The organism is Stenotrophomonas sp. As-7 (assembly GCF_030291015.1).
GTDB classification, from domain to species: domain Bacteria; phylum Pseudomonadota; class Gammaproteobacteria; order Xanthomonadales; family Xanthomonadaceae; genus Stenotrophomonas; species Stenotrophomonas lactitubi.
Genome location: NZ_CP127405.1, coordinates 2,079,786 through 2,098,722, shown reverse-complemented (window position 1 = coordinate 2,098,722; position 18,937 = coordinate 2,079,786). Strand labels below are relative to the sequence as shown.

19 protein-coding genes are annotated in these 18,937 nt (G+C 67.1%); 2 read left to right on the top strand and 17 right to left on the bottom strand.

Annotated features, from left to right (window positions below; all coding sequences use genetic code 11):
• Positions 1–5 precede the first annotated feature (5 nt).
• The 3 genes from QP457_RS09810 to hisS all read right to left on the bottom strand — a co-directional run bounded on the left by QP457_RS09810 (position 6) and on the right by hisS (position 2,413).
• Positions 6–314 (bottom strand): YerC/YecD family TrpR-related protein, encoded by a 309-nt coding sequence (locus tag QP457_RS09810; protein ID WP_205405602.1) that lies wholly within the window; start codon positions 312–314, stop codon positions 6–8.
• A 408-nt stretch (positions 315–722) separates the two neighbouring features.
• On the bottom strand, positions 723–992 hold the full coding sequence (locus tag QP457_RS09805) for a hypothetical protein (protein WP_205405603.1): 270 nt from the start codon (positions 990–992) through the stop codon (positions 723–725).
• Between the two features lie 23 nt (positions 993–1,015).
• On the bottom strand, positions 1,016–2,413 hold the full coding sequence (hisS, locus tag QP457_RS09800) for a histidine--tRNA ligase (protein ID WP_205405604.1): 1,398 nt from the start codon (positions 2,411–2,413) through the stop codon (positions 1,016–1,018).
• A 140-nt stretch (positions 2,414–2,553) separates the two neighbouring features.
• Between hisS and QP457_RS09795 the strand changes: the two genes are divergently transcribed.
• Complete coding sequence (locus tag QP457_RS09795; RefSeq protein WP_099818299.1) at positions 2,554–3,306, top strand: helix-turn-helix domain-containing protein; 753 nt, start codon at positions 2,554–2,556, stop codon at positions 3,304–3,306.
• 57 nt (positions 3,307–3,363) lie between these two features.
• Here the strand turns inward: QP457_RS09795 and thrC are convergent, their stop codons facing one another.
• From thrC to QP457_RS09750, 9 genes are all read right to left on the bottom strand, one after another.
• Positions 3,364–4,653, bottom strand: a complete 1,290-nt coding sequence (thrC, locus tag QP457_RS09790) for a threonine synthase (protein WP_205405605.1) — start codon at positions 4,651–4,653, stop codon at positions 3,364–3,366.
• A gap of 29 nt (positions 4,654–4,682) precedes the next feature.
• Positions 4,683–5,597, bottom strand: coding sequence for a homoserine kinase (locus QP457_RS09785; RefSeq protein ID WP_205405606.1), 915 nt, complete (start codon positions 5,595–5,597; stop codon positions 4,683–4,685).
• Positions 5,594–8,098: a bifunctional aspartate kinase/homoserine dehydrogenase I gene (gene thrA, locus QP457_RS09780; protein ID WP_205405607.1), complete on the bottom strand. Its 2,505-nt coding sequence runs from the start codon at positions 8,096–8,098 to the stop codon at positions 5,594–5,596. Before thrA ends, QP457_RS09785 begins: the two co-directional genes overlap by 4 nt.
• Positions 8,099–8,183: 85 nt before the next feature.
• Positions 8,184–8,321, bottom strand: coding sequence for a hypothetical protein (locus QP457_RS09775; RefSeq protein ID WP_164745120.1), 138 nt, complete (start codon positions 8,319–8,321; stop codon positions 8,184–8,186).
• Between the two features lie 138 nt (positions 8,322–8,459).
• Positions 8,460–9,410, bottom strand: coding sequence for a DMT family transporter (locus tag QP457_RS09770; protein WP_205405608.1), 951 nt, complete (start codon positions 9,408–9,410; stop codon positions 8,460–8,462).
• Between the two features lie 70 nt (positions 9,411–9,480).
• Complete coding sequence (locus QP457_RS09765) at positions 9,481–10,179, bottom strand: AraC family transcriptional regulator (RefSeq protein WP_205405609.1); 699 nt, start codon at positions 10,177–10,179, stop codon at positions 9,481–9,483.
• 66 nt (positions 10,180–10,245) lie between these two features.
• A complete protein-coding gene (locus tag QP457_RS09760; protein ID WP_180166917.1) occupies positions 10,246–11,298 on the bottom strand; it encodes a linear amide C-N hydrolase in 1,053 nt (350 codons plus the stop codon).
• Between the two features lie 63 nt (positions 11,299–11,361).
• Complete coding sequence (locus tag QP457_RS09755; protein WP_205405610.1) at positions 11,362–11,775, bottom strand: DUF6691 family protein; 414 nt, start codon at positions 11,773–11,775, stop codon at positions 11,362–11,364.
• Positions 11,772–12,209 (bottom strand): YeeE/YedE thiosulfate transporter family protein, encoded by a 438-nt coding sequence (locus QP457_RS09750; protein ID WP_205405611.1) that lies wholly within the window; start codon positions 12,207–12,209, stop codon positions 11,772–11,774. Before QP457_RS09750 ends, QP457_RS09755 begins: the two co-directional genes overlap by 4 nt.
• Before the next feature lie 117 nt (positions 12,210–12,326).
• Between QP457_RS09750 and QP457_RS09745 the strand changes: the two genes are divergently transcribed.
• Positions 12,327–12,614 (top strand): metalloregulator ArsR/SmtB family transcription factor, encoded by a 288-nt coding sequence (locus QP457_RS09745; protein ID WP_205405678.1) that lies wholly within the window; start codon positions 12,327–12,329, stop codon positions 12,612–12,614.
• A 3-nt stretch (positions 12,615–12,617) separates the two neighbouring features.
• On the opposite strand, the gene QP457_RS09740 is transcribed toward QP457_RS09745, so the two are convergent.
• The 5 genes from QP457_RS09740 to QP457_RS09720 all read right to left on the bottom strand — a co-directional run bounded on the left by QP457_RS09740 (position 12,618) and on the right by QP457_RS09720 (position 18,759).
• Positions 12,618–13,046, bottom strand: a complete 429-nt coding sequence (locus tag QP457_RS09740; protein WP_180166914.1) for a BLUF domain-containing protein — start codon at positions 13,044–13,046, stop codon at positions 12,618–12,620.
• Positions 13,047–13,128: 82 nt separating this feature from the next.
• Positions 13,129–14,268, bottom strand: coding sequence for a hybrid sensor histidine kinase/response regulator (locus tag QP457_RS09735; RefSeq protein WP_205405612.1), 1,140 nt, complete (start codon positions 14,266–14,268; stop codon positions 13,129–13,131).
• A complete protein-coding gene (locus QP457_RS09730; protein ID WP_180166912.1) occupies positions 14,265–14,840 on the bottom strand; it encodes a chemotaxis protein CheB in 576 nt (191 codons plus the stop codon). Before QP457_RS09730 ends, QP457_RS09735 begins: the two co-directional genes overlap by 4 nt.
• Positions 14,840–15,664: a CheR family methyltransferase gene (locus QP457_RS09725; protein ID WP_100465185.1), complete on the bottom strand. Its 825-nt coding sequence runs from the start codon at positions 15,662–15,664 to the stop codon at positions 14,840–14,842. The genes QP457_RS09730 and QP457_RS09725 overlap by 1 nt, the downstream gene beginning before the upstream one ends.
• The gene (locus tag QP457_RS09720; protein ID WP_205405613.1) at positions 15,661–18,759 is read right to left on the bottom strand and encodes a response regulator; all 3,099 of its coding nucleotides are present in this window, start codon (positions 18,757–18,759) and stop codon (positions 15,661–15,663) included. The genes QP457_RS09725 and QP457_RS09720 overlap by 4 nt, the downstream gene beginning before the upstream one ends.
• Positions 18,760–18,937: the final 178 nt, after the last annotated feature.

Below are 18,937 nucleotides of genomic sequence, written 5' to 3'. Positions count from 1 at the left end.
GCGGATCAGCGCGAAGCAAGGCGGTCGACAGCGGCGGCATAGCCTTGATGGCCATGCTCGAGCGTGCGTGCCACCCGTCCGGTGGTGGTCACGCTGACGCCGGTGCGCTCGTGGATCTCGCGGTAGGGCACGCCCTGCTGCAGCAGCGGCACCACCTTCCAGCGGTCGGCCATGGCTTCCAGCTCGGCCGGCGTGCACAGGTCACGCAGGAAGGCGACCACCTGTTCCGGCTCGCGCAGGGCGGCAAAGGCCTGGGCCAGGGCGTCCAGATCGGCTTGCGGGTCTTTGGCGGCGATGTCGGGGCGGGCTTTCACGGGCAGGACTCTTGCATCAATGTAATAGCGTGTTAGTACATTAACGCATTCTTGCGCGCTGCGTCAAATCGCGGGCTTTGGGGGTACGGCAGGGCTGCGCCCTGCACCCGCAGAAGCCGAAGCAACGTCAAAAGCTGGTTTCCTGAGGATTTGCGGGGCGGGTCCGGTTGAGGGGGACGCTGCAAGTACGTCCATGTAAGCTCGGTCGCCGCATCCATGCGGCTCACGCCCCCTCAACCGGACCCACCCCGCCTTCGACAGTTGGCCGCGATCTGGTGGATCTCGCCGGGAAAGTGATCGAGAACGGCTTTTGTAGAGTCGAGCCATGCTCGACTGCTCTTCGTATAGGCACGCGAAACGCCCACCAATGGTGGGCGTTCTGCTTTCAAATAAAGAGCCTGGCCCGGCTCAGGGCTGGCAGTGAACGTCCGCCTGCAGCGCGCCGCGCCGTAGGCATTCGCCGAACAGGCTGCCCTGCCGGCTGGGATGCGACTGCAGGTTCTGCAGCCCCCCTGCCCGACCCGCACACGCACGCTCGGCCAGGGCCTGCAGATCCCGCTCCAGCTGCGCCCGGTCGATCACATGGCAGCGATCAACCACCAGCTGGTACTGCGCCGGGCCGATCCGGGTGCTGCGCAGCGCCGGATCGCTCTGGCAGCCCGCCAGCAGGAGCAGCATCAGCGCCCCTGCGGCGGCGGGCTTCACGCCATGACCCGCGACTGCTCCAGCTCCACCTGCAGGGTGCTGGCCAGTTCGTCGCGCGAGATCTCGAACTGCTGCTCGCGCAGCAGGTCCTTCACCGCCACCACACCGCGCGCCAGTTCGTCTTCGCCCGCCAGCACCACGAAACGGATACCTGCCTTGGCCGCGTACTGGAACTGCTTGCCGATCTTCTTCGGCTCCATCTGCACTTCGGTGTTGATGCCACCGGCGCGCAGGCGACGGGCAATGTCCAGCGACTGCGGCATGCCCTGCTCGTCCATCAGCGCCACCAGCGCCTGCACGCTGCTGGCCTCGATGCCCTCGATCAGGCCGGCTTCGCGCAGCTGCCAGAACAGGCGCGACAGGCCGATGGAAATGCCCACACCCGGCAGCTTCGACTTGCTGTAGTGGCTGGCCAGGTCTTCATAACGGCCGCCGGAACAGATCGAACCGATCTGTGGGTGGTCGGTCAACGTGGTCTCGTACACCGTGCCGGTGTAGTAATCCAGGCCACGGGCGATGGAGAAGTTCAAGCAGTACGCACTCTCCGGCACGCCCAGCGACTGCACCAGCTGCAGCACTTCGCGCAGCTCGGCCACGCCGGCACGCAGGATCTCCGACGAACCGGCGCCGGCTTCCAGTGCCGCCAGCTGCGCCAGCGCATCGGCATGACCCTGCGAACGCACGGCGACGAAGGCCAGGATCTTCTCGACCTGTTCGGCCGGAATACCGAAGCCCTCGCCCACCAGCGTCTCGCGCACGTAGTCGGGGCCACGCTTGTCCAGCTTGTCCACTTCGCGCAGCACCGCCAGCTGGCGCTCTCCTTCGGCCACGCCCAGGCTCTCGAAGAAGCCGCGCAGCAGCTTGCGGTTGTTCAGCTGGATGCTGAAGTCACCGATGCGCAGTTCGGCAAACACCGCGTGGATGACCGCCAGAACTTCGGCGTCGTAGCGCACGCTCAGGCTGTCCTTGCCGATCACGTCGATGTCGCACTGGTAGAACTCGCGGAAGCGGCCGCGCTGCGCACGCTCGCCGCGGTACACGCGCTGCATCTGGTAGCGACGGAACGGGAAGGTCAGCTCGTGTTCGTGCTCGGCCACGTACCGCGCCAGCGGCACGGTCAGGTCGAAGCGCAGCGCCATTTCCGGCAGCGAGCGGTCGCCGGATTCGGCGGCGTTGGCCAGCGCGCCGGTGGACTGCACGAAATACACCTGGCGCTCGGTCTCGCCGCCGGACTTGGTCAGCAGCACATCGGACAGCTCGAACACCGGTGTCTCCACCGGCAGGAACCCGAAGCGCTCGTAGTTGCGGCGGATGACGTCCAGCATGCGCTGGAACGCAATCTGCTCGCGCGGCAGCAGTTCAAGGGTGCCGGGCGGGGTACGGGGCTTGATCACGGGCGGAACTCCTGCGGGAACGGGGACGTGGGAGGGGGCGACATTCTAGCGCCCCGCATCGCGTGGCCGTGGAATACGGGGTCCAACGGCCGCTTGAAGTATCATAAAGCCCTCCCCCGCCCGCGATACGCCCACGCAACATGTCCCGGCCTTCCGGCGCTCCGCCCGCCACCAACGACCCCGCCGCGCCGTCCTGCGCCACGCTGGACTGCCTGCACTGCTCGGTACGCCACCTGGCGGTGTGCTCTGCGCTGTCGCCCGATGAGGTGCAGGCGCTGGAACAGGTGACCGTGTCGCAGCAGGTGACGATGGGCAGCACCCTCGCCCGCAGCGGCGAAGAGCGCCAGCATGTCTATACATTGACCGGCGGTGCACTGCGGCTGGTACGCACGCTTGCCGACGGCCGCCGCCAGATCAATGGCTTCGTGCTGCCCGGCGATTACCTGGGCCTGAGCGGCAGCGACCACCATCGCTACGACATCGAGGCCATCGCCGACAGCCGCGTGTGCCGCGTCGCCCTGCCGCAGATGAAGGGCCTGCGTGCCCGTTATCCGCACCTTGAGCGCAAGCTGCTGCAACGCGCCTGCCAGGAGCTGGATGCCGCGCAGGATGCCGCGCTGGCATTGGCGCGCCTGCAACCGGCGGAAAAACTCGCTGATTTCCTGCTGCGCCTGGCCGCGCGCGAGGCCAAGCTGGGCGGCGATGGCCTGCGCGTTTCGCTGCCGATGGGCCGCGGCGACATTGCCGACCATCTGGGCCTGACCATGGAGACGGTCAGCCGCACCTTCACCAAGCTGCGCCAGCAGGGCCTGATCGCCCTGCCCCATCTGAACGTCGTTGAGATCCTCGACGAGGATGGCCTGCGCAGTCTGGCCGGTGAAGTGCTGGGCTGAGTGCCCGATCGGTATCGGGTTGCCGGCCAGCGGCCGGCAACCACGCAGACGCCTCCGTCAACGCAACAACACCTCGCGCAACGCTGCGTAATCGGCCGCCAGCGGCTCGGCATGCGCTGGACGCTGCAGCAGCGCGTCCAGTGCCGGCGGCACCGCCACCGCTTCGCCGATCAACGGTTCAACCACCGCCTCGAACTTGGCCGGGTGCGCGGTAGCGACCACTGCCCAATCGCCCTTGGCGCCGCCCGCGCGCAGGTCCTGCAGCACCTTCACCGCCGTGGCCGTGTGCGGGCAGAACAGCTCGCCATTACTGGCATGGGCACTGGCGATGGTCGCGCGGATGGTCACGTCATCCACTGCGAAGGCGCGGAACGCTGCACGCAATTCGTCGTCGTCGCCGTGGTACAGCCAGCGCAGCCGCTCGAAGTTGCTGGGCGCGCCGACGTCCATGGCGTTGGCCACGGTCGCAATGCTGGACGCGGGCTGGTACTGGTCGCCACCAAAGTAGCGTGGCAGCACCGCATTGGCATTGGTCGCCAGTACGATCTGCCCGATCGGCACGCCCAGCGCGCGTGCCAGTACCGCCGCCATCGCGTTGCCGAGATTGCCGGTCGGCACCACCAGGTTCAAGCGCCGTTGATGCTGCGCATGATGGGTCAGCGCCGCGTGCGCGTAGTAGCTCATCTGCGGCAGCAGCCGGCCCAGGCTGATGCTGTTGGCTGAACTCAGCGGTACCTGTGCCTGCAGATCACGATCGCCCAGTGCCTGCTTCACCATCGCCTGGCAATCATCGAACGAACCGGCTACCCGCAGCGCCTGGATGTTGTCGCCGAAGCAACCGAGCTGATGCGCCTGTCGCGGTGACACCCGCCCATCGGGGTACAGCACCACCACGCGTACACCAGGCTGCCGATGGAAGGCCGCCGCCACGGCCGCGCCGGTGTCACCGGAGGTAGCCACCACGATGGTCAGGTCGCGGTCCTGGCCGGTCTGCAGCCGCGACAGCACACCGGCGAGGAAACGCGCACCGATGTCCTTGAACGCCGCCGTCGGCCCATGGAACAGCTCCAGCACGTGATCACCACTGTTGCCCAGCGCACGCAATGGCACGGGGAAATCGAAGGCCTCACGGCAGATCGATGGCAAGGCATCGGCCAGCGCATCCCCGTCGAAGAATGGCGCCAGCAGGTCAGCGGCGGTGTCGGCCAGGGTCGCGCCGGCCTGCAGCGTGCGCGGCGCCGGCAGCGCCTGCGGAACGTACAGCCCACCATCAGGCGCGAGACCAGCGGCGATGGCCGCACTGAGTCCAACAGCCGGCGACTGGCCACGGGTCGAAACGAATTGCATGGGATCGATATCCGGTAGGAAGGGAGAATTCAGCACAAGTGGGCTCCGGGTGCATCGAGTGGCGAGATCCAGGCATCGCTCTCGAAACCGGCAGCGGCGAAGGCCGCACGCGCCGGTTCCGCTGCCGCGCGCGCCTGGTCGGCATCTTCAAACCAGGCGAATACGCTGGGCCCGGCGCCGGAAATGCCTGCGCCCATCGCGCCTGCAGCCAGTGCGGCGTCACGCGCCGCGTCGAAGCCGACGATCAGGCCCGCCCGCCGCGGCTCGACCAGCACGTCGCGCAGGCCGGCGCGCACCAGCGATGCGTCGCTGCGGTGGCAACCACTCAGCACCAGCCCCAGGTTGGCGCTTTGCGCAACGAATTCGCCCAACGCATAGCTGCCCTGAAGCGCCTGCCGCGCGCGCCGGGTTTCAAGTACCGCATGTGGATGCACCAGCAGGCTGTGCCAGCTGGTCGGCACCGGAACCGGCACCAGGCGATCGGCCGTGCACAGCGCCACGCCACCCAGCAGCAGCGGGCCGACGTTGTCGCCATGGCGGCCACCGCTGGCCACCGCTTCGCCATCCAGTGCAAACGGATACAGCGCTTCGCGCGACAGTGGCACATCCAACAACGCATTGGCCGCCACCAGCGCGGCCACGCAGGAGGCAGCCGATCCGCCCATGCCGGAGCCGAAGGGAATGCCCTTGTCGATCTCGATGGCAAAACCGAAGCCCAGTCCCAGCCCCTCACGCAGCGATATCAGCGCCGCGCCAGCGGTGTTGCCGGCGGCTTCCAGCGGCAGCTCCACCGCACTGCCGCGGATCGCGTCGATGCGCACCCGTGGTTCGTCGATGCGGCGCACGCTCACCGTGTCGCCGATACCGGCGATGGCGTGGCCCAGGATGTCGAAGCCCACGGCCACATTGGCCACCGATGCGGGCGCGAAGGCGCGTGCGATCACAGGCGCGCCCCTTCGCCGGCCGCCACCCGCAGCAGATCGGCGAACACACCGGCAGCGGTGACTTCCGGACCCGCGCCCGGGCCCTGCACCACCAGCGGGTTGTCGCAGTAGCGGCGGGTACGGAACTGCACCACGTTGTCGGTCAACCGCAGGTTGGCGAACGCGTGGTCCGCCGGCAGCTCCTGCAGGCCGACCGAGGCACCGTCCGGTCCCAGCCGCGCGACATAGCGCAGCACTGCACCGCGCTCGCGGGCGTCGTGCAGCCGTGCCAGCAGCGCGTCATCGGATGCGCCCAGACGGGCCATGAAGTCGTCCACGCTTCCCTCGCGCAGCAACGCCGGCACCAGGCTCTCGACCTGCACCTGGTCCAGGCTGAGTGCGTGTCCGGCCTCGCGGGCCAGGATCACCAGCTTGCGCGCGACGTCCACACCGGACAGGTCATCGCGCGGATCCGGCTCGGTGTAGCCCATCGAGCGTGCCTGCGCGACCAGTTCCGAGAACGTCTGGCTGCCGTCGAAGCGATTGAACAACCAGGCCAGCGTGCCGGAGAAAATGCCTTCGATCGCCAACACTTCGTCGCCGGTATCCACCAGGTCACGCAGCGTGGTGATCACCGGCAGGCCGGCACCCACCGTGGCCTCATAGCGGAAGCGCGCGCCACTGGCGGCCGCCGCCGCACGGATGCGCTGGTAGCGCGCAAGCGGCCCGGCGCCGGCCTGTTTGTTCGGGGTCACCACATGGATGCCTGCGGCCAGCCAGCCTTCATAGCGCTCGGCGACCTCGGCGCTGCCACTGCAGTCGATCACCACCGCATGCGGCAGATGCGCGGCCAGCAGGTGCTCCGTGAACTGGTCCAGGTCACTTGCCTGTCCGGCGTCCTGCAATGCCTGCCGCCAGTCTTCATGCAGCCCATCGGCCTCCAGGCGCATGCGCGAGCGTGACGCAAGCGCGCGCAGGCGCAGATCGACGTTGGCCTTGGCCAGCAGCTGCTGGCGTGCTGCCAGCAACTGGTCCAACAGCGCGGCGCCGACATTGCCCGGACCGATCACCCCCACCGCGAACGTCTGCGGCGACAGCCAGAATCCCGCATGCGCGGCACGCAGCGCGCGGGTGGCATCGGCGCTTGCCACCGCCACCGAGATGTTGCGCTCGGACGATCCCTGCGCGATCGCCAGGATGTTCACCTGCGCCCGGCCCAGCGATTCGAACAGCCGCGCGGCTACGCCCGGCTGGCCCGCCATGCCATCGCCGACTGCGGCCAGTACGCTGACGCCCTCGCTGACCTGCACGCGCTGTACCTGGCCAGCTGCGAGTTCGTGCGAGAACGCCTGCACCACGGCATCGCGACCACGCGCCGCTTCGCCAGCACGGACAACGCAGCAGATCGAATGTTCGGATGACCCCTGCGAGATCATCACCACCGAGACCTGCGCCTGGCGCAGCGCGGCGAACACGCGTTCGGCGGTACCCGGCACGCCGATCAGACCGGTGCCTTCCAGATTGAGCAGGGCCAGATCCGCGCTCAGCGTCAGTCCCTTTACCGGACCACGTGGCGAGCGTTCGGCGCTGATGCGGGTACCCGGATGACCGGGATGGAACGTATTGCGGATGAAGATCGGCAGGCCCAGCCGGATTGCCGGCGACATGGTCTGCGGATGCACCACCTTGGCCCCGAAGTAGGCCAGCTCGCAGGCCTCGTCGTAGCTCAGCGCGTGCAGCTGCACAGCCTCCGGCACCAGCCGCGGGTCGGCCGACAGCACGCCGTCGACGTCGGTCCAGATATGCAGTTCATCGGCATTGAACAGCGCGGCGAAGATCGCACCGGAATAGTCGCTGCCGTTGCGGCCCAGCGTGGTGACGCGATCCTGGCGGTCGCGGGCGACGAACCCGGTAGCCACCACGCGCAGCTGCGGGTGCTGCAGCCGCCACGCGGCAAGACGGCCGGCACTGGCATCCCAGTCGACATCCACGCCCAGTTCGCCATGGCCGACCACCAGCACATCGCGTGCATCCAGCACCGCGCAGTCCTCACCCAGCGCGCGCAGATGGGTGCCAAGCAACTGTGCGGAGAACACTTCGCCCAGGCCCTGCACGCGGTCGAGCACTTCGCGCGGCAGTTCACCGATCACCGCCAGGGCGGCCAGCACCTCGGCCAGCTGATCGAAGCGTGCATCGATCCAGTCCACGGTGTCGCCCACCTGCTCACCCAGCAGCGCTACCGCGGCACCACGATGGCGTGCGCGCAGTGCATGCCACGCTTCCTGCCAGCCGGCATCGCCCTGGGCTGCCAGGTGCGCCAGTTCGATCAGCGCGTCGGTAACACCCTTCATGGCCGAGACCACGCTGACCTGCAACGACTCGGGGCGGGCCAGCAGCAGATCGGCAACATGGCGATAGCGCTCAGCGTCGGCCACCGAAGTGCCGCCGAACTTGTGCACGACAGTGGACGGCGCAGCCAGAGCGGACGCAGCAGGCGAATGGGCGGGGGCGATGGAAGACATGCAGACCTCGGTTGGAGGCCCCGTCGCATGCAGGTGGTCGAGTTTCCCCGTCACCTGGATGGTGCGGGGCCGTTGTTTTCGGGAGTTACACGAAGACGACGGGCCGCACCAGGGCAGTGGTGACGGTGGTGGTGGTAATGGTGGTGGTGATGGCGACCGGCGCAGTCGAACGGCCCGCGGTAGCGGGGGCGATCAGACGGGCGTTGGCGGCATCAAGGACCATGACGTACAGAAAACACCGGCACGATGGCCCCTGTCAAGTGTTGCGGCGCAATATTTCTTTGCGGCGATCATCGGCCAACGTGCCGGCATTTGGTTGCAATTGAGACAAACCGGTGATCGTCGGCTTCAATGCGTCGATTCAGCCGACATGTTCGGTGATCGCGCGGGGCGTGCGGTGCGCATGCGCGCACAACAGCACGCCGCCGACCAGCAGCACGATCGCCAGCAGTTCCAGCAGGCTTGGCCAACGTCGCTGCCAGGCGAAGGCATAGAGAAGCGCGAACAGGGTTTCGAACACGATCATCTGCCCGGTCAGGGTCAGCGGCAGCAGGCGACTGGCGCGGTTCCAGAACGCGTTGCCGAGGATCGAAGCGACCACCGCAACGCCCGCGCTGATGGCCCAGAACCCACTCCACTGCGCGGTCGTATGAGTCCCGGCGTGTCCGATGAACGCCATCGGCACCAGCAGCAGTGACAATCCGCCGGTAGTGACGCCGGTCAGCAGCGACCAGTCATGGCTGGAAAGATCAGGCCGTCGCGCCAACCAGCGGCTGTTGCCGATGGAGTACAGCGCCCACGAGAACAACGCACCGAACGCACACAGCAGGCCGATCAGGCGCTGCCGCCAGGGGGTGCCCAGGTGTTCGGACATCAGCGCTTCCCAGCCGACCATCGCCACCCCGAGCATGCACAGGCCCAGCGCCGGCAGCAACGGCTTCAACGGCACCGCCCCCTGCTCGCGCACGCCGACCAGGGTCACCACCACCGGAATCAGGCCGACAATCAACGAAGCAGCGGCGCCACCGGCCCACTGCACCGCCGTGGCCAACAGCAGGAAGTACACCAGGTTGCCGGCCAGGCTCAGCCACAACAGGCCGATCCATTCGGCGCGGCCGAGCTTCGGTGCCAAGCGCTTCCAGCGCGGCAGCAGCAGGGCCACCGCGATCAGGCCATAGACCAGATAGCGACCAGCGGAGAGCTGCAGTGCGTTGAAGGTGTCCAGCACGGCGGGCGCGAGGAAGACCACGCCCCATAGCGCTCCGGCAGCGATGCCATTGACGATGCCCAGAGCAATCGGGTTGTTGCGCATTGCAGGTTCTTGGTGGGAGAGCACAGGCCGCGAAGTGTAGGCGACAGAGAGGGCAGCGTATTGACCGAGGCTACTGGACGCCCGCCCGCCGCCATGCTGCCGGGGTCTGCCCGCATTCGCGGCGCAGCGCACGGGTCAGTGCACTCTGCTCGGAATACCCAGCGGCCAGTGCGATGTCGCTGATCGAAGCCGGGCTGACCCGCAACTGGTGCTTGGCCCAACGCAGGCGGCTGGCACTGAGCCAGGCCTGCGGGCTGACCCCGAACTCACACCGGAACACCGCATGCAGACGGCTTTCGCTGATGCCGACAAAGGCGGCCATGCGCGCTACCGACCACACTTGTCCGGGCATTGCCTCCACGGCAGCGCACAAACCCTGCAGGCGCGCGCCGCTGCCCGCCGGGGCGAACGTATGCAGAAGGTCCGGCAGCAGCGCCGGCACCGGCTGCCCTGCCTGTACCCGGGCAAGCCGCTGCCGCAATGAGGCAGGTAGATGCAGCCAGCGCTGCCGGCACAGGTGCTCCTGGGTCGCGTCATCGAGCACACCCGGCCCGCAGTCGACAATCACGAAACCGTTGGGGCCGTCGGCCACCTGGTCGTGTGCCTCACCGGCAGCCACGAAGGCCCCCTGCAACAGGTCAAGACGGCCGCCCCTGCCCTCCATCTCGAACTGCAGCTCACCCTGCAGTGGCAACACCCACTGCGCATAGTCGTGGCGATCCAGGCCGGTGGCCTGGCCGTAGTGTCGTAGATGGAAGATCGCGCCCATACAACGAGTGTGCGCGCGCCGCTACCGGCCCGCAACGTTGCCGGGCGCTGGCGACACAGCCTCGCGCTAACCCTCCACGCCAAGGAAGGTGAACGGCGCGCTGGGCACGAAGTGCTGCAGCGCATCCCCGGCAAACGTATTGCGCTGGTCACGGCCGAGATCGAGCTTGAGCACCTTGCCGCCGAAATCGACCTTGGTCAGGTCGACCCAGAAGGTGTTGGGCGTCAATGCCGACTCGAAGAAATACAGGCGCCGCTTGTGGTCGGCAACCGTGCGCCAGCGGGTGGACGAAATGTTGGGCTCGCCCGGCGTGGTGATGCCGAACGGCACCGACACGTTGCGGATCACGCTGAACACACTGGCCAGCGCCTCCACCGGATCTTCCGCTTTCGGAATCGCGTTGATGTAGAACGACGCACGCGCGAAGCGGTCGGCCGAACGGTTGGTGCCGGGCAGCATCACCGTGCCACCGATCTGCTGCCAGTAGCTGTTCAACGCCAGTTGCTGGTCGAAGATCGGCGAATTGGTCATCACCTGGTAGCGGCGATCGTGGTGGATCACCTGGCGTCCGCCGATGTACTCGACGATCGCGCTGTCACCACTGGCATCGGACAGCGACAGATGCAGCGTCGCCTGGCGGTCTTCGCCAGGCACCTTGTCGGTGACGATCGAATACGGCTCGCGCTGCAGGGCGGTCACGGCTTCTTCCACCGTGGCGAAATTGTCCAGCACGTACTGCGCCCACAACGAGATCGACAGGCCGGGCTTGCCGCTGCGCTGAGCCGGGTATTCCGACTCGACCAGCCACAGCAGGTTGGCGACCAGGCCCTTCTCGTTCATGCCATCGGTGGTGGAGATGTCGTAGCCGGTGGCCACCACGCTGCCGTAGCGCGCAGTCCATGCGATCGAGCCCGGCCCGGCCTTGCCGGTGCGCGCGATGCCACGCGGCAACACGTAAAGATTGGTGGCGACATCCACTTTCCAGTCCATCGAGCGGGCGGTGATGACATCGCCGTTGTCGCCCAGATACACCGCGCGCGTGCAGGCCATGGCCGGCATCGACGCCGTCGCCAGTGCCGCCGCCAACAACGCGCTGCCGTTCCACTTCATCCGCGCCATGCCATGCTCCTTTCCCCGGGAAAAGTGATCTGAACCCTGCACCGGTGAGGCAAACGTGAAACCTCAGCGCAGCCAGCGGTCATGCAGCCAGAAACCAGCCGCCATCGCCGGCACGAACCACAGGGCTTCGCGCGCGCCCACCGCCAGCGCGGCCAGCGCCGGCCCCGGGCAATAGCCGACCCAGCCCCAGCCGATGCCGAACACTGCCGCGCCCAGCAGCAACCGCCTATCGACCGCCTGCGCTGCCGGCAGTTGGAAGCGCTCGGCGCAGCATGGGCGGTGCCACCGCCGCAGCCAGAACTGCCCCAGTGCACTGACCAGCAGTGCCGACGCCAGTACCCAGGCCAGCGTGGGATCGAAGTCGCCGGCCACATCGAGGAAACCGAGCACGCGACGCGGGTCGGTCATGCCGGCCAGCGCGAGACCGGCGCCGAACAGGCCACCGGCAGCACATGCGGCCCACAGGCTGCGGCTCATGACAGGCCTCCGCCGTGGCGCGCCAGGAACGTGGTGAGCATCGCGCAGGCCATGAACACCAGCACCGCCACCAGCGATCGTCGTGAACCACGGGCGAGGCCACAGACACCGTGGCCGCTGGTGCAGCCATTGCCCAGCCGCGTACCGACGCCTACCAGCACACCGGCAGCGATCAATTGCCAGGGCGGCAGTGCGTCACGCAACAACGCGCGCGGTGGTTGTCCCGCGCCCGCCTGCCAGCTCAGCACCGCCGCCGCAGCCACCATCAATCCGAGCAGGAAGGCCCAGCGCCAGCCACGATCACCACGTGGTGCGGCCAAGGCGCCTGCAGTGATGCCGCTGATGCCTGCCACCCGACCGAGCGTGGCCAGCAGCACCACTGCCGACGTACCGATCAGGCCGCCGCCTGCAATTGCCGCCCATGGCAGGTTCACGTCCCGCCCCTCTGTATCGCGCGCATCGGCTTGCTCTTTAATTTAGATTTCCCTAAATTAGACTTTCCTGAACTAACGGGTCAAGCCGTGCCCAGCATCACCACCGACAGTGCCGCGATGGCCGCGCATGCCGCACAAGCGGCCGCCCTGCTGAAATCGCTGGCCCACCCGGCGCGACTGCGTGTGTTGTGTCGTCTGGTGGAAGGCGAAGCACCGGTGCCGGAACTGCAGGCGGTGACCGGCCTGAGCGCATCGGCGCTGTCACAGCATCTGGCCGTGCTGCGCCATCTGGATGTGGTGGCAACGCGACGACAGGCACAGACACTGCACTATCGGCTGCTGGACGGTCCGGCGCTGGGGGTACTGCAGGCATTGCACGCGGCGTACTGCACTCCGCAGCGCTAGCGATCAGCCCGCGCTGAGCGCCGGCCGCACGACCTCGGTCAACAGATCCACCGCGGTAAACAGTGCACTGTCACCGTTCACCGTACGGGCGAACCCCGCCCAGTCCCCTGCGGAAAGCTGGCGCAGCAGCGCAGCGTCCACCGGCAACACGCGCATCGCCCAGTACGGAAACTGACGCTGGCCAACCCGGCCGCGCGCGAGCTCGACGATGTCGACATGACTGCCAGCCTGCAGGATGCGCTCATACACCGAATCGATGCCATCGGGTGGACCTTCGATGTACTGCAGGAAGCGCTCGCCGTCATTCAGCAACACGCCGGTCACCCCTGCCACCTTGTTGAAGCGCGCGGCATCTTCGACCAGCGCCTGCAGACGTTCGGCGGAAAGATCCGGCTTGGACTGGCTGACGTAGGCGATGGCACGCAGTGGCATGGAGCTTCCTTTGCAAGAGTGGTGCCACGGTAGCAGTTGCGGACGCGTCCGTCTCAGTACGCTCACGCGTCAGCTGAAGAATTCAGGAAACGGCCGGGCTGCGTCCATCGGCGCGGCGCGGCAGCAGTGCCTCGAACACCACCTGTCCTGCGTCGTTGCGCGCGCTCAGCTGTCCACCATGGGCACGCACGAACTGGTCAACGATGTACAGGCCCAGCCCCAAGCCGTTGCTCTGGTGGAAGCTTGCCTTGAACGGCTCGAACAAACGCGGCAGCAACGCTTCATCGACATGGCCGGCGTTGCTTACGCGCAGCGCGACCACGCGTGCATCGCCGCCATCGACCTGCACCTGCACCACTGCATCAGCGCCATGGGTGAGTGCGTTGCCGACCAGGTTGGCGATGATCTGCCCCAAACGATCCATGTCGCCCTGCAAGGTCGAATCACCGCGCACATCCAGTGCGATGCGATCAGCCCGATGACCGGCACCGGCCTCCACCAGCACCGCACGCGTCACCTCGGCCAGGTCGCAGGAACCGGTCTGCAGGCGCAGGCCACCACTGCGGATCCGCGAGAAGTCCAGCAACTGCTCGACCATGCGCGCCATCCGCAGCGTGCTGGCTTCCAGATAGCTCAGTGTCTGCTGCGCGCCGGCATTGTCGGCCGGCAGCTCCAGCGACAGCTTGTCGGCACACAGCAGGATGGCCGACAACGGCGTGCGCAGGTCGTGGGTCAGCACCGCGGCCATGGTCTCGTTGAGCTTCAACGCGCGCTCCAGCGCCTCGTTGCGTGCCTTCAGCAGCTGTCGCTGCTGGTAGAGCTCGATGAACACATTGACCTTGCTGAGGATCACCTGCGGCGCCACCGGCTTGTGCAGGAAATCCACCGCGCCGGTCTCGTAGCCCTTGAAGACCCTGTGCGGATCGTCCGGCGAGGCGGTCAGGAAGATGATCGGCACGTCGCGGCTGCGCTGCGAGCCGCGCATCAGCTCGGCCAGCATGAAACCATCGATCTCCGGCATGTGCACGTCCAGCAGCGCCAGCGCCACCTCGTGCTCCAGCAGCAGTTCCAGCGCCTGCGCGCCGGAATCGGCCAGCAGCAGGTTGACGCCCTCGCGGCGCAGCAGCGCCTCCATCGCCACCAGGTTCTGCGGTACGTCGTCGACGATCAGCAGGTTGACCGGGGCCTGCGACTGAGCAGGGTCCGGCGGCAGCAGGTTCATGCAAACAACTCCTTCAGGCGGCGACACATCAGTTCAAGGGGCAGCACGGCGTCGGCGCCGGCATGCTGCAGGGCGGAGGCCGGCATCATCGATGCTTCGGCCTCCTCGGGGCATTGCAGCCAGGCCTGGCCACCAGCGGTGCGCACCGCGGCCACGCCATCACTGCCATCGCTGCTGGCACCGGTCAGCAGGATCGCCAGCACACGCGTGCCGAACACGGCTGCGGCGGATTCGAACAGCGGATCGATGGCCGGCCGCGAGAACAGCACCGGATCGTCCATCGACAGTGCGATGGCCTGCGTGTCTTCCACCAACAGGTGGTAATCCGGCGGCGCGAACGTCACCGTTCCCGCCTGCAGCGGCTGCTTGTCCTCCGCTTCGCGCACGGTCAGCGCGCAGTACGGTGCCAGCACATCGGCGATGCGGCTGGAACGGTCGCGCGGCAGGTGCAGCACCACCAGTACCGGCACCGGCAGGGAGGCCGGCAACGCGCCAAGCACGATCTGCAGGGCGGCCACGCCACCGGCCGATGCGCCGACCACTACTACTTCAGGGCGGGACATCGCCACCATCAGGCCACCTTCCGGTACAAGCGGTGCTCCCGCGAACAGGCTTCGAACGCATCGTGATGGCGACCGAACTGCAGCGACTCCTTGCTGCCCAGGCCGAGGAAGCCGCGATGCACCAGTGCTTCGCGGAACAATCCCACCGCCCGATCCTGCAGGTCGCGATTGAAATAGATCAGCACATTGCGGCAGGACACCAGGTGCACTTCCGAAAACACCGTGTCGGTGGCCAGGCTGTGGTCGGCGAACACCACGTTGCGGCGCAACTGGCGGTCGAAGACCGCGCCGTCGTAGGCGGTGGTGTAATAGTCCGACAGTGAACCGGTACCGCCAGCGGCAAGGTAGTTCCGGCTGAACTGGGCCAGGCGGTCGATGCCGTAGGCGCCGGCTTCGGCCGTGGCCAGTGCCGCAGGGTTGATGTCGGTGGCGTAGACGATGCTGCGCTCAAGCAGGCCTTCCTCATGCAGCAGGATCGCCAGCGACCACACTTCCTCGCCGGTACTGCAGCCGGCCACCCACAGCTTCACCGAGGGGTAGGTACGCAGCACCGGCACCACCTGTTCGCGCATCTGCCGGAAATACTCCGGGTCACGGAACATCTCCGAGACCTGCACGGTGAAGAACTGCATGGCCTGGGCGAACAGCTCCGGCTCGTGCAGAAGCCGATGCTGCAGATCCGACAGGCGCTCGCACTCATAGCGCTGCATGGCCTGGCTGACGCGACGGCGCAGCGAGGACACCGCATAGCTGCGGAAGTCGTAGTGGTAGCGCTGGTACAGCGCTTCCAGCAGGACCTTCAGCTCCAGGTCGAACAGCGCCTGCTCGTTCATTGCCGCGAGCACCAGACCCGGCACAGCGATACCAGCTTGTCCACGTCGATGGGCTTGGCGATGTAGTCGTTGGCACCGGCCTGCAGGCAGCGCTCACGGTCGTCGGGCATGGCCTTGGCGGTCAGCGCGATGATCGGCAGGTCCTGCAGGTGGCGCTGCGCGCGGATCTCGCGCATCGCCTGCAGGCCATCCTTCTCCGGCATCATGATGTCCATCAGCACCAGGTCCACCTCACGCTGGGCCAGCCGATCAACGGCCTCCTGGCCGTTGCGGGCGATCTCCAGCGTCACCCCCAGCGGCTCCAGCACGCTGGACAGCGCGAAGATGTTGCGCACATCGTCCTCGGCCAGCAGCACGGTGCGTCCATCGAGCACGGTGTCGCGGCGGCGCGCTTCGCGCAGCAGGCGCTGCTGGTCGCTGGGCAGGTTGGCCTCCACGCTGTGCAGGAACAGCGTCACCTCGTCGAGCAGGCGCTCGGGCGAACGCGCGCCCTTGATGATGATGCTCTTGGAGTAGCGGCGCAGGCGCTGCTCTTCCTCGCGGCTGAGGGCACGGCCGGTGTAGACGATGACCGGCGGGAAGCCGACATCATCGTTGCCCGCCATGTGCTCAAGCAGGTCGTAGCCACTGCCGTCGGGCAGCGACAGATCCATCACCATGCAGTCGAAGGTGACCGTGCTCAGCTGTTCCACCGCTGCGGCAAGCGTGCCGACAGCGGCGATCTGCAGCTGATCGCGGCCCAGCAGCAGTTCCAGGTTGCGGCGCAGGTCGTTGTCGTCCTCCACGATCAGCAGGCGCCGTACGTCGCGCTGGCTGGTCTGTTCAAGCTGCTCGATGGCTGCCACCAACCGCTCGCGCGTGGTCGGCTTGATCGCGAAACCAATCGCGCCCAGCTCGCGTGCCACCTGGCTGCGGTCCATGCCGGAGACCACGTGCACCGGAATGTGCCGGGTGTCGGGGTTGCGCTTGAGCCGTTCGAGCACGGTCAGGCCGGAGACGTCGGGCAGGCCGATGTCCAGCAGGATGCCGTTGGGGCGCAGGTCCGCCGCCAGCGCCAACGCCTCTTCGGCGGTGGTGGCCACCACGCAGTCGAAATCGAGTTCGTGCGCCAGCGTCACCAGCGCTTCGGCGAAGACCGCATCATCTTCCACGGCCAGGATCAACCGCCCTGCGTGGTGGCGCCGGCCACGGTCATCGGCCACCGCGGCGACCGGAGTGGCGCTGGAGCGCTGGGCAACAGGCGTAGGGGCCGTCGGCGCGACGGGTGCCTTTTGTTCAGGCGCGGCGACTGCGGTGTCTCCGCCGGCCTCGGCCATCGGCGCGCCCTGCAGAGGCAGTTCGAGAATGAAGCAGCTGCCGCGGCCCGGCTCGCTGTCCACCTGGATATCGCCGCCCATGCGTACCGCGAGGTCACGCGAGATCGACAGACCCAGGCCGGTGCCACCGTAACGGCGGCGGGTGCTGCCATCGGCCTGGCGGAAGGCCTCGAAGATCAGCTGCAACTGATCGCGTGCGATGCCGATGCCGCTGTCGGAGACCTCGAATCGGATCCGGCCATTGCCGCCGCTGCGAACGTGCAGGCTGACCTTGCCGTGCTCGGTGAACTTGACCGCATTGGCGAGCAGATTCTTCAGGATCTGCTGCAGGCGCTGGTTGTCGGCAACCAGTTGGCTGGGGGCCAGGCCATCGGCCTCGATCTGCAGCGTCAGGCCCTTCTGCCGCGCCATCGGCTCGAAGGTCTCACGCAGCCGCTGCAGCACGCTGTCGACCACCACCACTTCATCGGCCAGTTCGACGTGCCCTGCTTCGATGCGTGACAGATCGAGGATGTCGTTGATCAGCGCCAGCAGGTCGTTGTTGGACGACAGGATGGCGCGGGCGTACTTGACCTGCTCGTCGCTGAGCGCGCCGTCCTTGTTGTCGGCCAGCAGCTTGGCCAGGATCAGCGAACTGTTCAGCGGCGTGCGCAGTTCGTGCGACATGTTGGCCAGGAATTCGGACTTGTAGCGTGAGGTGGCAGCCAGTTCGTTGCTGTTGCGCACCAGCTGGCCCTGCGCGACCAGCAGCGCCTGCTTCTGCGCCTCCAGCTCGTGGGTGCGCTCTTCCAGCTGCACATTGCTCTGCTCAAGCTCGGCCTGCTGCTGTTCCAGATGGCTCTGCGACTGCATCAGGCTGCGGCTCTGCTCTTCCAGCTCTTCGTTGGCCACGCGCAGTTCTTCCTGCTGCGCCTGCAGTTCTTCGCCTTGGCGCTGCGACTCCTCCAGCAGCACCATCAGCTGCCCGCGCAGCATCGAGGTACGCAGTGCAATGCCGATCGTTTCGGCGCAGCGCTCCAACAGTTCGTCATCCAGTGCACGCTGATCACCCACAACCGAGCGACCGAGCTCGATCACACCGACCACGGCGCCGTCACTGCTGACCGGGGCGAGGATGCGCTCGCGCACAGGCACACGTCCCAGGCTCGTCTGCAGCTCCAGCGTGGTCGCGTCGCCACCCTGCAGGTGCCGCGCCAGCTGGTCGCGGGCCACCTGCCCTGCCACCCCTTCCTGCAGGCCCAGCGTCGCCGGGATGCCGGTCGGCAAGGCCAGTCCACCGGTCAGCTGCAGGCGGCCTCCATCCAGTCGATAGAGCGCTCCAACGTCCGCACGCAGGTGGGTTGCCAGTGCCGTCACCGCCGCCTCGGCGATCTGTTCCGGCCCCAGTTCACCGCGCAGGCTGAGCGCCACTGCGTTCTCCGCTTCCTGCAGCCACAGCGCGCGCATCGCTTCGCGCCGCGCCTGGATGGCGCGCGATGCGATCAGCGCGATCATCAGGAAAGCGGCGCCACCGATGGTCCGGTTGACGAACGAGAAGGACGAATTGGTACTGGCCGGCGCCACGTTGTAGCCCACCGCCAGCAGCACGCAGGCGCTGACGGCCACCACGAACGGTACCCGGGCGCTGCGCTGGAACACTGTGACGCCGATGGCCATGAAATAGGCCAGCCACACCGCGTAGCCCAGCGGCACCACCAGTTCCAGCGCGGCCGTAGCCGCCACCAGCACCGCCGAGGTCATCCAGATCCAGCGATCACGCGTAGTCGCACCAGGACGCATGCAGGTCGGTTCCACATTGGAAAAGGGGGGTGATGTTACTCCGTGTCGCATTCAGCCGCATACGACCAATGGCACGGGCGTTGCGTGCACACCTTCTTCACACTGCACTGCCTACGTTCTCGTGCCTCACACAGGTAATACGCATTTCATCGTGGTCGCTGCCGCTTCGACGCCGTCC

Bases quoted from the DNA above. Each gene is read 5' to 3' on its own strand.
- QP457_RS09735 (WP_205405612.1), bottom strand. From the start codon at position 14,268: ATGAACCTGCTGCCGCCGGACCCTGCTCAGTCGCAGGCCCCGGTCAAC.
- QP457_RS09740 (WP_180166914.1), bottom strand. From the start codon at position 13,046: ATGCCACTGCGTGCCATCGCCTACGTCAGCCAGTCCAAGCCGGATCTT.
- QP457_RS09730 (WP_180166912.1), bottom strand. From the start codon at position 14,840: ATGGTGGCGATGTCCCGCCCTGAAGTAGTAGTGGTCGGCGCATCGGCC.
- QP457_RS09765 (WP_205405609.1), bottom strand. From the start codon at position 10,179: ATGGGCGCGATCTTCCATCTACGACACTACGGCCAGGCCACCGGCCTG.
- QP457_RS09805 (WP_205405603.1), bottom strand. From the start codon at position 992: ATGCTGCTCCTGCTGGCGGGCTGCCAGAGCGATCCGGCGCTGCGCAGC.
- QP457_RS09720 (WP_205405613.1), bottom strand. From the start codon at position 18,759: ATGCGTCCTGGTGCGACTACGCGTGATCGCTGGATCTGGATGACCTCG.
- QP457_RS09795 (WP_099818299.1), top strand. From the start codon at position 2,554: ATGTCCCGGCCTTCCGGCGCTCCGCCCGCCACCAACGACCCCGCCGCG.
- QP457_RS09745 (WP_205405678.1), top strand. From the start codon at position 12,327: ATGGCCGCGCATGCCGCACAAGCGGCCGCCCTGCTGAAATCGCTGGCC.
- QP457_RS09760 (WP_180166917.1), bottom strand. From the start codon at position 11,298: ATGGCGCGGATGAAGTGGAACGGCAGCGCGTTGTTGGCGGCGGCACTG.
- QP457_RS09725 (WP_100465185.1), bottom strand. From the start codon at position 15,664: ATGAACGAGCAGGCGCTGTTCGACCTGGAGCTGAAGGTCCTGCTGGAA.
- thrA (WP_205405607.1), bottom strand. From the start codon at position 8,098: ATGTCTTCCATCGCCCCCGCCCATTCGCCTGCTGCGTCCGCTCTGGCT.
- QP457_RS09770 (WP_205405608.1), bottom strand. From the start codon at position 9,410: ATGCGCAACAACCCGATTGCTCTGGGCATCGTCAATGGCATCGCTGCC.
- QP457_RS09775 (WP_164745120.1), bottom strand. From the start codon at position 8,321: ATGGTCCTTGATGCCGCCAACGCCCGTCTGATCGCCCCCGCTACCGCG.
- thrC (WP_205405605.1), bottom strand. From the start codon at position 4,653: ATGCAATTCGTTTCGACCCGTGGCCAGTCGCCGGCTGTTGGACTCAGT.
- QP457_RS09755 (WP_205405610.1), bottom strand. From the start codon at position 11,775: ATGAGCCGCAGCCTGTGGGCCGCATGTGCTGCCGGTGGCCTGTTCGGC.